We start from the raw sequence: 14,236 nt of genomic DNA, 5'->3' as shown, positions 1-14,236 counted from the left end.
AACGGCCCATGCGGCGAGGGCGGGTCAGGCGGAGAGTTGGGGAGAGGAGGGGCCGCACACGACACGAGGAGGCGGGAACCATGGGGCACCGGATGGTGGGCGACCTCATGACCACACCGGTCGTCAGCGTGCGCCGGGACACCGGCTTCAAGGAGATCGCCAAGCTGCTCGCCGAGCACGACATCACCGCCGTACCGGTCGTGGACGACGACGAACACGCCGTCGGGGTGGTCTCCGAGGCGGATCTGCTGCGCAAGGAGGCGGGTCCGACCGCCGGAGGACTGATGCACAGTCCTGCCGTGACGGCCAGGCCGCAGTGGACGGCGGTGGAGGCGGCCCAGGTCATGGAGAGGCGCCACGTCAAACGGCTGCCGGTGGTCGACGAGGGCGACCGGCTGGTCGGCCTGGTCAGCCGGGCCGATCTGCTGCGGGTGTTCCTCCGGGGCGACAGCGCCATCCGGGAGGAGATCTCGGGAGAGGTGCTGCTCCGCACCCTGGGCGTCGCCCCCGGCGCGGTCACCGTGCGGGTCGTCGACGGCCGGGTGTCGCTGAAGGGCACCGTCGAGCGCCGGTCGCTCGTGCCGGCCGTGGTACGCCTGTGCCAGGACGTGGACGGTGTCGTCGACGTCTCCGCGGAACTGCGCCACCGGGTGGACGACACCGCGTCGGCCCTGGCGGAGCCCGGGACACCGCGCCGCGCCGGACTGGCCACGTGAGCGTCCCGCGGCGCCCGGTCCGTGCCGTCAGTCCGTGAGGTCCGGCAGGGTGATCGCGCGGGTCTCCCCCGGCCGTACGCGGACCGCGCGGCCCGGCAGCCGGATGTCGATCGGGGAGCGGTCCGAGGGCGGCACCGTCGTCTCCAGCCGGCCGCGGCTCAGGTGCAGCCGGACGCCCCAGTGTCCCCGGTAGCGGAGGGAGAAGCCGTAGGACGAGAGCTCCGGCAGCGGCACGGGGTCGAGCCAGAGGGCACCGGCGCGGGTCTCGAGGCCGGTCAGTCCGCGCTGGACCAGGTCGAGGGTGCCGGCCATGGCGCCCAGGTGGATGCCCTCGCCGGTGGTGCCGCCCTGGACGTCGGCGACATCGCCGAGCAGCGCTTCCTGGCAGTACGTCCATGCCTCCGCCCGCCGGGCCCGGGCCAGGACCCAGCCGTGGACCAGGCCGCTGAGGGTGGAGCCGTGGCTGGTGCGCAGCAGGTAGTGGTCGACCGTCCGGCGCCAGGTGTCGTCGTCCAGCCGGTGCCCCAACCGGTCGAAGAGGGCGCGGAGTTCGTGCGGCGAGAAGAGGTAGCCGAGCATCAGGACGTCGGCCTGCTTGGACGCCTGGTAGCGGTTGACGGTGTCGCCCTCCGCCTCCAGGAGCCGGTCCAGGCGCCGGATGTCGCCGTAGCGGCGCCGGTAGCCCTCCCAGTCGAGCTCGGCGAGGTCGCCGTACCCCTCGAACTGGCTGATGACACCGCGGTGGAAGGGCACATGGAGGGTGCGGGAGACCTCCTCCCAGCGTTGCAGCTCTCCCTCGTCGAGGCCGGTTCGTTCGGCGAGTTCGCGCCGTCGGGGTTCCGGCAGGGTCGGCAGCACCTCCAGGGCGCGGGTGAGCACCCAGGCGGCGGTGACGTTGGTGTAGGCGTTGTCGTCGAGTCCGGGCCGCGGGGAGGACGGGTAGGCGTCGTGGTACTCGTCGGGGCCCATCACGCCCCGGAGGCGGTGCCGGCCCAGTCCTTCGTCCCAGGTCGCCGAGTCGGCCCAGAAGCGGGCGATCTGCAGCAGCATCTCGGCGCCCTTGGTGTGCAGGAACTCCGTGTCCCCGCTGGCCTCGCAGTACTGCCACACGTTGTACGCGACCGCCGAGCCGACGTGGTGCTGGAGCCGTGAGTGATCCGGCATCCAGCGCCCGGAGCGGGGGTTGAGGTGCAGTTCCTGGGTCTCCTCCCGGCCGTCGCTGCCGCTCTGCCACGGGTACAGCGCGCCACGCCGGCCGGTGGCGCGGGCGGCGGCCACGGCCCGGTCCAGGCGGCGGTGCCGGTAGCGGAGCAGGGCCCGGGAGACCTCCGGGAAGTGCAGGTTGAGGTACGGCAGCACGAACAGCTCGTCCCAGAAGACATGTCCGCGATAGGCCTCGCCGTGCAGGCCCCGGGCCGGTACGCCGACGTCGAGGTCGGCCGTGTGCGGGGAGAGGGTCTGCAGCACGTGGAAGAGGTGCAGCCGCAGGACACGCCCCGCCTCGCCGGGCACCTCCAGCTCGGCCCGCCGCCACAGCTGGGCCCAGGCGGTCAGCTGTGTCTCGCGCAGCGCGTCGAAGGGCGGCGCCGCCGCCACCCGGTCCACCGCGGCGGCCAGCGGATCGCTGATCGCGGGGTCGCGGGAGGTGTGCAGGGCGACGGTCTTGTCGACGGCGACCGTACGGCCGGGCAGCAGCGGTAGCCGCACCGTCTGGTGGACCCGTGTCCTCTCGTGCCGGGCGGTGATCCGCGCGTCGGCGGTCAGCCGCGCCGCGATGCCGATGCGGACGTCGGAGGTGCGGGTGCGGCAGCGCAGCCACACCGTGTCCGGCCCGGCGGATCCGGTGTGCGCCCGGGTGAGGTGGCGGCCGTCCAGGTCCCGGTAGCGCGCCACCCCGGCGTTGGTGACACCCCCGTCCAGCGCGGCCTCCACCTCCAGGTCCCCGGCGAAGTTCTCGGCGGTGAACTCCGTGCGCAGGGCCGCCAGATGGGGGTCGGCCATGTGGACGAGCCGCTGCTGGCGCACCACCAGGGACCGGTCCTCGCCGATCCGGTACCGCGTCCGGCGTTCCAGGAGTCCCGAGGCCAGGTGCAGCACCTGCCGGTGGTCCCGCGCCTCGGCCGTCTCCGGGGTGAGCCAGGGCCGCCCCGCGAGGCGGAACCGGAGCGGCAGCCAGTTCGGGACGTTGACCATGTCCTCGTTCTCGACCCGGCGCCCCGCCACCTCCGTCGTCAGCCGGTCGTAGCAGCCGGCCACGTAGGTGCCGGGGTAGTGCACCGCGTCCGCGTCGCACTCCGGCAGCGCCCCGCGGGTGGCCAGGTAACCGTTGCCCAGCGTGCACAGCGCCTCGCGCAGCGACTCGGCCTGCGGGTCGTAGCCGTCGTACTCCCAGGTCCAGCCCGTCACCGGCTCACCTCCTGCCCCGTGCGTGCCAGAACTCCAGTGTGGGCCCCGCGGCGCCCGCTGTCCGGTTCGGGCGGCCGTCCGAGGGCCGACCGGCCCCGCGGAGGGGACCGACAGCACCTGCCCTTCCGTCCGCGGCGGCCGGAGGCTGGAGCGGACGAGGAGGAGGTGGGACGCATGGCCCGCATCGTGGGTGAGGTGATGACCCGTGAGGTCGTCCGGGCCCGCCGGGGGACCCCGTTCAAGGACGTCGTACGGCTGCTGGACCGGCACCGGATCAGCGGCGTGCCCGTCGTGGACGAGGACGACAAGGTCATCGGGGTGATCTCCGGGACGGACCTGATCCGGCGTCCGGCGGGCCGGTCCGCGGACGGCCGCGACCTCACGGCCCGGGAGTTGATGTCGACGCCCGCGATCACCGTGCATCCGGAGCAGCGGATCGCCGACGCGGCGCGGGTGATGGAGCGGCGCGGTGTCGAGCGGCTGCCGGTGGTGGACGAGGAGGACCGGCTGATCGGCATCGCCACCCGGCGTGACCTGCTGCGGGTGTTCCTGCGGACCGACGACGAGATCCGCCGGGAGATCCTCGACGACGTACTGCCCCTCGTCCTCGGCCGGACCGCCCCCGAGGTGACCGTCTCGGTCAGGGACGGTGTGGTCACGCTGTGCGTCCCCGGGGAGCACGGCGCGGAGCTGGCGGCCGCGATCCGGTCGGCGTACCGGGTCGACGGCGTGGTCGGTGTCGTCAACAGACCTGCCCCCACGGGCTCTTCGCGGCCGGCCGGCCCCGCGCCGGGACCGGCGGCGCCTGCTCCGGAACACCGGTAGCGACGGGGCCGGCCAGGGGCCCGGCGGGGCTCACACCGCGCGCAGGCCGTGCCGCCTGAACCGGTCGCGGACCCGTTCGACGAGGTCCCGGTCCGGCGTCGGGGTGTCCGCCAGCGGGAAGGGGATGCCGAGGGTGTCGTACTTGTGGGCGCCGAGTTTGTGGAACGGCAGGACGTCGACCCGTTCCACCGTGTCCAGGCCGGCGAGGAAGGCGCCGAGGCCGTCCACGGCCGCCTCGTCGTCGGTCCAGCCGGGGACGAGGACGTAGCGGATACACACCGGGACGCCGAGCCGGTCGAGGCGGGTCGCGAAGCTGAGGGTGGGGGCGAGGTGGCCGCCGGTGAGTTTCCGGTAGGTGCCGATGTCGAAGGACTTGATGTCGAGCAGGACCAGATCCGTGTCGGCGAGGAGTTCGTCGGTGGCTCGCACGCCCAGGAAGCCGGACGTGTCGAGGGCCGTGTGCAGGCCGGCCTCCTTGCAGCGGCGCAACACCTCTCCGGTGAAGGCCGACTGGAGCAGCGGCTCTCCGCCGGTGACCGTCACCCCGCCGCCGGCCGTGGTGACGAAGGCCCGGTACCTCTCGATCTCCGCCATCACCTCGTCCACCGTGGCCTCCCGGCCGTCCCGCATGTGCCAGGTGTCGGGGTTGGCGCAGTACAGGCAGCGCAGGGGGCAGCCGCTGACGAAGAGGACGAACCGGGTCCCGGGACCGTCCACGCCGGTGGACAGGTCCCAGGAGTGGATCCGACCGGTCGTCATCGTCGTCACAGCGATCCGTGGAAGGTGCGGCTGATGACGTCGAGCTGCTGCTCACGCGTCAGCCGGACGAAGTTGACGGCGTATCCGGAGACCCGGATCGTCAGCTCCGGGTACTTCTCCGGGTGCTCCATCGCGTCCTCGAGCGTGGCCCGGTCGAGGACGTTGACGTTCATGTGGAAGCCGCCGACGGCCATGTAGGCGTCGAGGATGCCGACCAGGTGGCCGGCCCGCTCGGCCGGGTCGTGCCCGAGCCCCTCGGGGGTGATCGTCGTGGTGAGCGAGATGCCGTCCCGGGCCTGCTCGTACGGCAGTTTGGCGACCGACAGGGCGGAGGCGGCCACCCCGTGCCGGTCCCGCCCGTTCATCGGGTTGGCACCGGGCGCGAAGGGCGCTCCGGCGCGGCGCCCGTCGGGGGTGTTGCCGGTGTGCTTGCCGTAGACGACGTTCGAGGTGATCGTCAGCACCGACTGGGTGTGCTCGGCGTCCCGGTGGGTGGGGTGGCGGCGCACCTTGGCCATGAAGGCTTCCACGAGCCCGACGGCGAGGGCGTCGGCACGGTCGTCGTTGTTGCCGTAGGCCGGGAAGTCGCCCTCGGTGCGGTAGTCGACGGCCAGCCCGGTCGCGTCCCGGAACACCTTCACCCGCGCGTACTTCACCGCCGACAGGCTGTCCGCCGCGACCGACAGCCCCGCGATGCCGCAGGCCATGAAGCGGTGCACGGGATGGTCGTGCAAGGCCATCTCGACACGCTCGTAGGCGTACTTGTCGTGCATGTGGTGGATGACGTTGAGCGTGTCGACGTACGTCTCGGCGAGCCAGTCCAGCACGCGGTCGTACGCCGCCGACAGCTCGTCGTAGTCCAGGTACTCACCCGTCAGCGGGGGCATCGCGGGGGTGACCTGCTCGCCGGTCATCTCGTCCCGGCCGCCGTTGACGGCGTACAGCAGGGCCTTGGCCAGGTTGACCCGGGCGCCGAAGAACTGCATCTCCCTGCCCACCGCCATCGCGGAGACACAGCACGCGATCGCGGTGTCGTCGCCGTTGCGGGGCCGCAGCAGCTCGTCGGACTCGTACTGGACGGCGCTGGTGTCGATGGAGACCTGTGCGCAGAACTCCTTGAAGCCGGCGGGCAGTCGGGGCGACCAGAGCACGGTGAGGTTGGGTTCGGGGGCGGGGCCGAGGTTGTGAAGGGTCTGCAGGAAGCGGAAGGAGGTACGGGTGACCAGCGGGCGGCCGTCCGTGCCGATGCCGCCGATGGACTCGGTGACCCAGGTGGGGTCGCCGGAGAACAGGGCGTCGTACTCCGGGGTGCGCAGGAAGCGCACGATCCGCAGCTTGATCACGAAGTCGTCGATCAGCTCCTGGGCGCGCCGCTCGTCGATGGTCCCCTCGTCCACGTCGCGCTGGAGATAGACGTCGAGGAAGGTCGAGGTGCGGCCCAGCGACATCGCGGCGCCGTTCTGTTCCTTCACGGCGGCGAGGTAGCCGAGGTAGAGCCACTGCACGGCCTCGTGCGCGCCGGTCGCGGGGCGGGAGACGTCACAGCCGTAGGTGGCCGCCATACGGGTCAGTTCACCCAGTGCCTTGATCTGTTCGGCGAGTTCCTCGCGGTCGCGGATCACGTCCCCGGTGGACGGCTCGGCGTCCAGCCGGGCGCGCTCGGCCCGCTTGGCCTCGATCAGCCGGTCGGTGCCGTACAGGGCCACCCGCCGGTAGTCGCCGATGATCCGGCCGCGCCCGTAGGCGTCCGGCAGCCCGGTGATGATGCCGACCTTGCGGGCGGTGCGCATCTCGGGCGTGTAGGCGTCGAAGACCCCGTCGTTGTGGGTCTTGCGGTAGGTCCCGAAGACCTGCGTCACGAACGGGTCGGGCTCGTAGCCGTACGCCCTGAGGCCGTTCTCCACCATGCGCAGGCCGCCGTTCGGCATGATCGCGCGCTTGAGCGGGGCGTCCGTCTGCAGGCCGACGATCAGTTCGCGGTCCCGGTCGATCCAGCCGGGCGCGTGCGAGGTGATGGTCGAGGGGGTTCTCGCGTCGACGTCGAGGACGCCCCGCGCCCGCTCCTCGGGGAACAGCGCGGCCACCTTCTCCCAGACGGCGCGCGTGCGGTCCGTGGGGCCGGTCAGGAACGACGCGTCTCCCTCGTAGGGCGTGTAGTTGGCCTGGATGAAGTCCCGCACGTCGATCAGCTCGCGCCAGCGTGTCCCGGCGAAGCCTCGCCAGGCGGCCGGGGTGACCCGTTCGGCGGCTGTCACGGTCGCGGTCATCGCGTTCCTCTCCTCGGTGCGTGCCCTGCGCTTCGATGCTCGTCCGCCGCGAGCGCCGGGGGGAGTGCCGGACAGCGCCCCCGGCCGGGCCGAGCGGCCCCGACGGGGAAGGGCCGGTCGGCCCCTGGCGTGCGGCCGTCAGCCGCCCCTGAGGTCCGGGCGGACGAGAGTGCCCGACCGGCCGTGCACGATCTCGTACGCCGCGTCCAGGGCCCCGATCGCGGCGAGCCCGCCGGTCCGCTCCACGAACCGGGCGGCGGCCTCGGCCTTGGGCCCCATGGATTCCGCAGGGAACTCTGCGCGGCGCAGCTCGGCGGGGGTCGCGTCGAGGATCGGCCGCTGCTCCGGCGTCCCGTACTCCTCGTACACGCAGGGGACGTCGGTGAGGACGAGCAGGAAGTCGGCCTTCAGGTCCTCGGCGAGCAGGGCCGCCGTGAGGTCCTTGTCGACGACGGCCTCCACCGCCGTCAGGGCGCCGGTGTGCGGGTCGGAGGTGACGGGTACGCCCCCGCCGCCCGCGCAGATCACCAGGGTGCCGCTGTCGAGCAGCCGGTGGACGGTCTCGGTCTCCAGGACCCGTTCCGGCTGCGGGGAGGGGACCATCCGGCGCCGGGCGCCGGCCGTCTCCCGGGGGCCGGTCCGGCCGACGGGCTCGGTGGGCCGTGCGAACGCCGGATCGTCGGCGCGCACGAGGGTGTGGGTGATGAGGGTGGCGACGGGACGGCCGGGCAGGGCGTCGTGCAGGGTGCGGGCCAGCAGGGAACCGATCATGCCCTGCGTCTGGGCGCCGAGGAGAGCGAGCGGATACGGGGCGCTGAGCGCCGGGTCGGCGGCGCTCTCCCCGGCGAGCAGGCCGAGCTGGGGGCCGTTGCCGTGGGTGAGGACGAGTTCGTGTTCATGGGCGAGGGCGGCCAGGGCGGTGGCCACCCGGTCGATGTTCGCCTGCTGCACGGCGGCCTCGGGGCGTTCGCCGCGGTGCAGCAGGGCGTTGCCGCCGAGGGCGACGACGATACGCATGGCTTCGGTCCTCCAGGGGCGGCGGGCACGGTGTCGAAGGGGTGCGGCCGGCTCTCGGTCCGGCCGGGGACGCTCCGATCGTCGCGCGCCGGGCCGGCTCCCGGGCAGCGGCCACAGGTCCCGCGGGGGGCCCGATGGTCCCGGCCCGGCCGGTGCGCCGACGTGCCGAGCGGCCCCGGCCGGGGACCGGACGGCCCCTGGGCAGGGCGTGGGCCGGGGGCCCACACTGGAATCGGCCGTCGGAACAGGCCGTTCCCGGCACCGTCGACGGCCCGGCCGCCCCGGCCGTCGGACGAACCACCGAGGAGTGTCCATGCACGGCACCCCGCACATCGTCAGTGACGTCATGACCCGCACCGTCGCCGCGGTCGGCCGCGAGACGGCGTTCAAGGACATCGTGCGGACGATGCGGGACCGGAAGGTCAGCGCCCTGCCCGTGGTCGAGGGCGGTGGCCGTGTCGTCGGCGTCGTCTCGGAGGCGGATCTGCTGCCCAAGGAGGAGTTCCGCGACAGCGACCCGGACCGGAGCACCCAACTGCGGCGCCTGGCGGACCTGGCCAAGGCCGGTGCGGTGACGGCGCAGGAGCTGATGACCTCCCCCGCGCTCACCGTCCACGCGGACGCCACCCTGGCCCAGGCCGCGGCGACCATGGCCCGGGCGAGGGTCAAGCGGCTTCCGGTGGTCGACGCGGCGGGCGTGCTGCAGGGGGTCGTCAGCCGTGCCGACCTGCTCATGGTCTTCCTCCGCCCCGACGAGGAGATCGCCGAGGAGGTACGGCGCGAGGTCGTGGCCTACCTGTTCCCCCTGCCCGGCTCCAGCGTGCGGGTGGCCGTGCGGGACGGCGTGGTGAGGCTCGGCGGCCGGGTGCGGGACACCTCGCTGGTCCCGGTGGCGGCGCGGCTGATCCGCGCCGTCGAGGGCGTCGTGGACGTGGAGTTCGACCTCCCGGGTGAGGGCGGGCCGGGGTGACGCGCACGCGTCTCCCAGCCAGGCGTCGGTCGCGGGCGGTCAAGCGCTGCGCGGACGTCCCGGGCGTGGCCGGGCCCGAGCGGGGCGATCTGGTCACGGCGCAGACCTGCGACCCGAGCTCCGGGGAGAACGAACGCTGGAACATCGAGGTGGTGGAACCGAAGGCCGGTCCCGGAGACACCGCCCTGTTCCGGATACGCCAGGTCAAGGGCGGGCTGCATGGACCTCAACGGGTCGGGGGCCAAGCCCGCGGCCAGCGCGGTGTCACGTACGGCCGCAATGGAACCACCGCGGACAACCAGCTGTGGTGGCTCGACCAGCAGGACGAGGACACCAACTGGATCCGCAACTTCGCCAGCCCCGGTGCCTGCCTGGACATGGGGGCACCAGCGTGGCGGGGAACCCCGACAGGCTCCTCATCAGGGACTGCGTCGAGGGCGGGGCCCAGAGGTCGCAGATCGTCAACCCGACCGTCCCGAACTGGACGATCGTCCACCCCTGAGGTCCTGCCGCCGCCACCAGCCGCCCTCGCCCGACACCGGGCGGCCGTCCACGCGGTACTCGCGTGGAGGCGGGCCCCACCCCGGCCCGACTGTGCCGCAGCAGCGCCGGTCGCTGCTGCGCGCCGAGGGACGGGCAGTCGACCACCAGGTCCGGTCTCCGGGTGACCGCCTCGTCGATGTCGGCCCGCAGACCGGCGGTCGAAGAGCCGCAGCACGCCGCGGCCCCGCCAGGGTTTTTGACGGCCGTGCGGGGGTGTGCGGGCCCCCGCACGGTGATCTTCAGAAAACGAAGGTCTCTTGAAGATCGCCAGCATTTGGCATTGTCAGTCCAGGAAAGTCATCAGCCGGTCGTTCAGCTGCTTCGGCTCGGTGAGCGGCAGAGAGTGGTGGGTGGCTCCGGGGAGCACTGCCACCTCACCCTGCGAGAGCATCCGGCGGGCTCGGTCGGCGGCCTTGCCGGCGTGGTGGGCGCGGCTGTGTTCCGCGAGCAGGACCAGGACCGGCATGAGGAGGTCGGCGGTCCGAGGGCGGGCGCCGGTGACCAGCTTCCGGCCGGGAACGGTGGTGGCCAGCGCGTAGAGGCGCTGCCAGGTCTCGTCCGGGTGTGTGCCTGCCGTCTCCCAGGCCAGGAAGGCGCGGGCGCGGGCCTCGCTCGGGCGGATCAGGGTGGGGAGCGCGCGCAGCAGATAGCCGAGGCGGAATCCGGTGAAGACCTGGGTGGGGTCGACGAGGGCGAGGTGGTCCACCCGCCGCGGTGCGTGCAGCGCGTACCTGGCGGCCAGCCAGGCGCCGTACGAGTGGCCGCACAGGTGCGTGCGGGCGAGCCCGAGGCCGTCCAGCAGTGCGTCCAGCCAGGCCGTCAGATCGTTGGCGTTCTTCAATGGTGTGCCCCGGCGCTCGGTGCGGCCGGCGTCGCCCAGCAGATCTACCGCATGGACCCGGTATCGCTCACCGAGGGCGGGCGCGTTGGCGAACCAGGCGAGGCCGGTGGCAGAGCCGCCGGGCAGCAGCACCAGTGGGCTGCCGTCCGGCAATCCGTACACATGGACCCGGGTGCGCCCGTACGGCGTGGCGACGTCGCGCTCCTCGGTGGACTCGGGCCAGCGGGCGCGAAGCTCGTCGTAGGCAAGGTCGAAGGCGGGCAGGGACACGAGCATTCCTCTCGCCAGGCGATAATCTCGGCCAGCGAGATATTACGGGACTTCGAGGAGTGTGCATGGACGATCAGAGCCCCGTGATGGGACTGGTTCACCTGCTGCGTGCGGTCACCGTGGAGTTCGACCTGCTCGGCGCCGAGTTCGCCGCGCGCCACGGGCTGCATCCCACCGATGTGCGCGCGCTGATCCACCTGCTGGACGCGGCACGCGCCGGTACGCGGGCCACGCCCGGGTGGCTCGGCGAGCAACTGCGACTGAACTCAGCTGGGACCACTGCCTTGGTGGATCGGCTGGAGCGGCTCGGACTGGTCCAGCGCAGCAGGGACACGGCAGACCGGCGACGCGTGCTGCTGGAGGTGGAGGAGAAGGCCGTGGAACTGGGGTGGGCCTTCTTCGGGCCGGTGATCGGCGAGGTGGTGGTGGCCGCGGAAGGTTTCGACGCGGGCGAGTTGGAGACGGTGCGTCGCTTTCTGAGCGCGGTGCTTGAGTCCGCCGGGCGGGCGGGTTCAGGCTGAAGGGTTTCGGCGCGGCGGCTTGGTGGTTCCGGTGCTGCGGGGCGGGGCGGCATCACCCCGCCCATTCCTCGTCTCCGTCGTCGCTGTCGGGGGGTCCGGGTCGCGCAGCGGACGTAGCCCCTGGTCCGGGCCGCCGGCCTGGATGTTGAACAGATAGCGGCCCAGGAAGTTGACGTGCCGGTCCTCAAGTACGCCACCGCCTCCCACGGCACCGCGAGCGGGTCCTCACCCAGGAACCGGCCGATGTAGCGGGCCGTGCTTCTCTCAGCTGGTGCTGCGCGTCCGGAAGGTCGAACCGCATGTACTGGGCGCGGGCGGCCAGCGCGTCCTGCACGGCCTCGGTCACCGCGGCCGGGATCACCGTGTCCGTGCCCGGCACGGCGAGCACCGCCCGGCCCTCGTACGCCCGCAGCACCTGAAGCGCGGGCGCCTCACGCCAGCTGTCCGGCAGCCGGACGATCCCGCTGAACCGGCCGTTCCCGTCCCCGAAGGGCACGTCCCGCGCCTCGGCGGTGTACACGGCGGGCGCGCACAGCCCCAGCGCCGTCACCCGATCCCCGTAGTGGGCGACGAGATCCGCCACGGTCTGCCCGCTCATGCTGAAACCCACCAGGACCAGCGGCCCCTCCGCTCCGCCATACGCGTCGATCACCGCGACGGCCTGCTCGAACCGTCGCCGCAGGCTTGACTCACTGAGCTTTCCGGTGCTTTCGCCGTGCCCGGAGAAGTCGAAGGCGACCCCTCGGCAGCCGTGGGCCACGAACTCCTGTACCAGCGGGAGAAGCGGCAGGGGGCCGGCTCGCCGCCCCAGCCGGTGAACAGCGTCGCGGCCTCCGGCTCGGTCGGGGGGATCCGTAGCTGGACGTCCTTGGCCCCGCGCGGCGGGTTCATCTCGTCGAGCGGGCACTCGACTCTCCAGCCGGGTACCGATGGGTGAGTTCCGCACGCACCTGGCCGAAGTGCGCGTCGGCCTCTGCGGGCTCCATGTCCCGCAGTGGCCGGCCGAACCGGATCCTGATCTGCTCCAGGTGTCCGACATCCCCGCGGATGGTGCCGTCCGCCAGACCCGCCGACGCCCGCGCGAGAACGAACCCGGACAGCAAGTCGGCCTCGAACCGCTCCCGCTCCCCCGCCGACGCGGGCGCCCAGTGCTCACGCAGGTCCCGTACGACCGCCAGCACCGCCAGCACCGCCAGCACCGCCAACCCGAGTCTCCTCGCCTTCAGCCCGACTGTGGATCAGTCGGACGAGGTCCGAACGCTTCACGAATCGCGCGGGATGTCGCACACTGCGGGCAGGCGGGCCATCCGAGGCCTCCCAAGGTACGGAGGATGCCGACGGAGGGCAGATGACTCTCACGGCAAGGGCCCGCCTATGCTGGGGACGTGGCGGCGAGATCGGGGAAAGAGGCGCGGTTGCGGACCGATGCCGCGCGCAATCGGGCCCGGATTCTGCAGGTCGCGCGTGAGCGGATCGCCGGTGGCGACAACTCGCTGCAGCTGAACCTCATCGCCCGGCTGGCCGGGGTGGGCGTCGGCACGGTCTACCGGCACTTCCCCGACCGCCACGCGCTGATCGAGGCGCTCTCGGTGGAACGCTTCCGGGAACTGGTGGAGCAGGCTCGGGCGGCGTCCTCGGCCGAGGACCCGCTGGAGGGGCTGCGCGGACTGCTGCGGTTCACGCTCGACCTCGCGCTGACCGATCCCGACTTCGCGACCGTGCTGTCGTCTGCGGGCGATGCGCGCGCCCAGACCTCGGAAATGAAGGCCGAGCTCGATGAGGCGGTAGCCGTTCTGCTCGACCGGGCCCGGCTGTCCGGCACGATCCGGAGCGGTGTCGAGGCGGACGATGTGCGCCGCCTGCTGTGCGGTGTGGAGCACGCGGTGCGTTCCGGGGACGGGGAACCGCGCGAGCTGTATCTCGGGGTTCTGCTGGAAGGGCTCCGCCCGCCGCGCTGACACGGCGGCAGCCGTCCCCGGCGACCTCGTATTAAACGGATACCAATCCGGTTGCTGTAGCATGCCCACGAAAAAACGGATAGCCATCCGATCCTTTGTGGCCATGCAGGGAGCAGATCCATGAGCGCGCGAGCAGTGGTAACGGCGGGTACCGGGGGCATCGGCCTGGAGACGGCGAAAGGGCTTGCGGAGCGCGGGTACGCCGTCACCGTCGTCGGCCGAAACGCCGAGCGCGGTGCGCGCGCCGTCGAGGAAGTGGCGTCGGTCGCGACCGGAGCGGCGCCCAGCTTCGTGGCGGCCGACCTCGCCTCACTCGAAGAGGTACGGGCCCTGGCCGCGCGACTGGCCGCCGAGGGCCCCTTGCGGGTGCTCGTGAACAACGTCGGCGCGATGTTCGACCGGCGCCGCCAGAGCGTCGACGGTGTCGAGGCGTCCTTCGCCGTCAACCATCTCTCGCCCTACTTGTTGACCGAACTGCTTCTGGATCAGTTGCGAGCGGGCGCGCCGAGCCGGGTCGTCAACGTCACCTCCGGTGCGGTCGGCCTCGCCAAGCGCACCTTCGACTCCGTGGAACCGCCGGGCGGCTACTACGGGTTCCACTGGTACGGCCGGGCCAAGCTCGCCCACCTCGTCTACACCCTTTACCTGGCCGAGAGCCTTCGCGGCACCGGAGTGGCGGTCTTCGCCGCGGATCCCGGCGGCGCAGCGACCGCCATGACGAACGGCACCATGACCTCACCGAAGATCGTCTCCCCGCCGCTGCGTCTTCTGTGGCCACTGGTACGCCGGAAGTTCGAACGCTCCACGGCCGCTCCTGCCTCCGTGGCCGCCCGGTCGTCCGTCCTCGCCGCCACTGACGCCTCCCTCGACGGGCAGACCGGGATACTCATCGGGCCCGAGGCCGTGCCGGTTCCCGTGCCACGCGGCGCCGAGGACCCCCGGGCCGTCGAGAACGTCCTCAGGCTCAGCCGCCAACTGGCACCCCTGTGAGGTGCGCGGGGTAGTTCCGTACGTCGTCGGATGCCGAGTTTGCGGTAGGCGGTGGTCAGATGGGTTTCGGCCGGGGTGTCCCGCAGCAACCGCACCGCCCGGTCGATCAGTTCGAGGCGTACCGGCCCCCGGTGGCGGCGCCCAGCACGCACA

Annotated in this window: 12 protein-coding genes and 1 pseudogene; 6 read left to right on the top strand and 7 right to left on the bottom strand. The window is 72.5% G+C overall.

What is annotated here, in order from left to right:
- Positions 1-80 precede the first annotated feature (80 nt).
- Complete coding sequence (locus tag U5640_RS39445) at positions 81-716, top strand: CBS domain-containing protein (protein WP_340384025.1); 636 nt, start codon at positions 81-83, stop codon at positions 714-716.
- A gap of 27 nt (positions 717-743) precedes the next feature.
- Here U5640_RS39445 and U5640_RS39440 read toward each other — a convergent pair whose 3' ends face one another.
- Entirely contained in the window at positions 744-3,122 is a 2,379-nt protein-coding gene (locus U5640_RS39440; protein WP_340384024.1) for a glycosyl hydrolase family 65 protein, read from the bottom strand.
- Between the two features lie 174 nt (positions 3,123-3,296).
- On the opposite strand from U5640_RS39440, the gene U5640_RS39435 reads away from it, so the two are divergent.
- On the top strand, positions 3,297-3,947 hold the full coding sequence (locus tag U5640_RS39435; RefSeq protein WP_340384023.1) for a CBS domain-containing protein: 651 nt from the start codon (positions 3,297-3,299) through the stop codon (positions 3,945-3,947).
- Positions 3,948-3,977: 30 nt separating this feature from the next.
- Here U5640_RS39435 and pflA read toward each other — a convergent pair whose 3' ends face one another.
- The 3 genes from pflA to U5640_RS39420 form a co-directional block, all read right to left on the bottom strand.
- The gene (pflA, locus tag U5640_RS39430) at positions 3,978-4,706 is read right to left on the bottom strand and encodes a pyruvate formate-lyase-activating protein (RefSeq protein ID WP_340384022.1); all 729 of its coding nucleotides are present in this window, start codon (positions 4,704-4,706) and stop codon (positions 3,978-3,980) included.
- A 5-nt stretch (positions 4,707-4,711) separates the two neighbouring features.
- Complete coding sequence (gene pflB / locus U5640_RS39425) at positions 4,712-6,973, bottom strand: formate C-acetyltransferase (RefSeq protein ID WP_340384021.1); 2,262 nt, start codon at positions 6,971-6,973, stop codon at positions 4,712-4,714.
- 138 nt (positions 6,974-7,111) lie between these two features.
- Positions 7,112-7,990 (bottom strand): carbamate kinase, encoded by an 879-nt coding sequence (locus U5640_RS39420; RefSeq protein ID WP_340384020.1) that lies wholly within the window; start codon positions 7,988-7,990, stop codon positions 7,112-7,114.
- A gap of 313 nt (positions 7,991-8,303) precedes the next feature.
- Here U5640_RS39420 and U5640_RS39415 point away from each other — a divergent pair, with 313 nt between their 5' ends.
- Positions 8,304-8,960 (top strand): CBS domain-containing protein, encoded by a 657-nt coding sequence (locus U5640_RS39415; RefSeq protein ID WP_340384019.1) that lies wholly within the window; start codon positions 8,304-8,306, stop codon positions 8,958-8,960.
- Positions 8,961-9,786: 826 nt separating this feature from the next.
- Here the strand turns inward: U5640_RS39415 and U5640_RS39410 are convergent.
- Entirely contained in the window at positions 9,787-10,620 is an 834-nt protein-coding gene (locus U5640_RS39410) for an alpha/beta hydrolase (protein WP_340384018.1), read from the bottom strand.
- 59 nt (positions 10,621-10,679) lie between these two features.
- Here U5640_RS39410 and U5640_RS39405 point away from each other — a divergent pair, with 59 nt between their 5' ends.
- Entirely contained in the window at positions 10,680-11,135 is a 456-nt protein-coding gene (locus tag U5640_RS39405) for a MarR family transcriptional regulator (protein ID WP_340384017.1), read from the top strand.
- A 265-nt stretch (positions 11,136-11,400) separates the two neighbouring features.
- On the opposite strand, the pseudogene U5640_RS39400 reads toward U5640_RS39405, so the two are convergent.
- Together U5640_RS39400 and U5640_RS39395 are read right to left on the bottom strand one after the other, a co-directional pair.
- A pseudogene (locus tag U5640_RS39400) lies at positions 11,401-11,919 on the bottom strand (alpha/beta fold hydrolase); the annotation flags it as partial.
- A 103-nt stretch (positions 11,920-12,022) separates the two neighbouring features.
- Positions 12,023-12,340 (bottom strand): hypothetical protein, encoded by a 318-nt coding sequence (locus U5640_RS39395; protein ID WP_340384016.1) that lies wholly within the window; start codon positions 12,338-12,340, stop codon positions 12,023-12,025.
- A 180-nt stretch (positions 12,341-12,520) separates the two neighbouring features.
- Between U5640_RS39395 and U5640_RS39390 the strand changes: the two genes are divergently transcribed.
- Together U5640_RS39390 and U5640_RS39385 are read left to right on the top strand one after the other, a co-directional pair.
- Positions 12,521-13,093, top strand: coding sequence for a TetR/AcrR family transcriptional regulator (locus tag U5640_RS39390; protein ID WP_340384015.1), 573 nt, complete (start codon positions 12,521-12,523; stop codon positions 13,091-13,093).
- Between the two features lie 120 nt (positions 13,094-13,213).
- The gene (locus tag U5640_RS39385; protein WP_340384014.1) at positions 13,214-14,083 is read left to right on the top strand and encodes an SDR family NAD(P)-dependent oxidoreductase; all 870 of its coding nucleotides are present in this window, start codon (positions 13,214-13,216) and stop codon (positions 14,081-14,083) included.
- The last annotated feature ends 153 nt before the right edge of the window (positions 14,084-14,236 follow it).

The sequence above is a fragment of the Streptomyces sp. SS7 genome (assembly GCF_037993025.1).
GTDB lineage: Bacteria > Actinomycetota > Actinomycetes > Streptomycetales > Streptomycetaceae > Streptomyces.
Note: the sequence above shows the minus strand (reverse complement) of the source record. Positions and strands in the feature narration are given on the sequence as shown.

What these genes read in the sequence shown, in the direction of transcription:
- U5640_RS39410 (WP_340384018.1), bottom strand. Translation starts at nt 10,620, where the DNA reads ATGCTCGTGTCCCTGCCCGCCTTCGACCTTGCCTACGACGAGCTTCGC.
- U5640_RS39445 (WP_340384025.1), top strand. Translation starts at nt 81, where the DNA reads ATGGGGCACCGGATGGTGGGCGACCTCATGACCACACCGGTCGTCAGC.
- pflA (WP_340384022.1), bottom strand. Translation starts at nt 4,706, where the DNA reads ATGACGACCGGTCGGATCCACTCCTGGGACCTGTCCACCGGCGTGGAC.
- pflB (WP_340384021.1), bottom strand. Translation starts at nt 6,973, where the DNA reads ATGACCGCGACCGTGACAGCCGCCGAACGGGTCACCCCGGCCGCCTGG.
- U5640_RS39385 (WP_340384014.1), top strand. Translation starts at nt 13,214, where the DNA reads ATGAGCGCGCGAGCAGTGGTAACGGCGGGTACCGGGGGCATCGGCCTG.
- U5640_RS39435 (WP_340384023.1), top strand. Translation starts at nt 3,297, where the DNA reads ATGGCCCGCATCGTGGGTGAGGTGATGACCCGTGAGGTCGTCCGGGCC.
- U5640_RS39405 (WP_340384017.1), top strand. Translation starts at nt 10,680, where the DNA reads ATGGACGATCAGAGCCCCGTGATGGGACTGGTTCACCTGCTGCGTGCG.
- U5640_RS39420 (WP_340384020.1), bottom strand. Translation starts at nt 7,990, where the DNA reads ATGCGTATCGTCGTCGCCCTCGGCGGCAACGCCCTGCTGCACCGCGGC.
- U5640_RS39415 (WP_340384019.1), top strand. Translation starts at nt 8,304, where the DNA reads ATGCACGGCACCCCGCACATCGTCAGTGACGTCATGACCCGCACCGTC.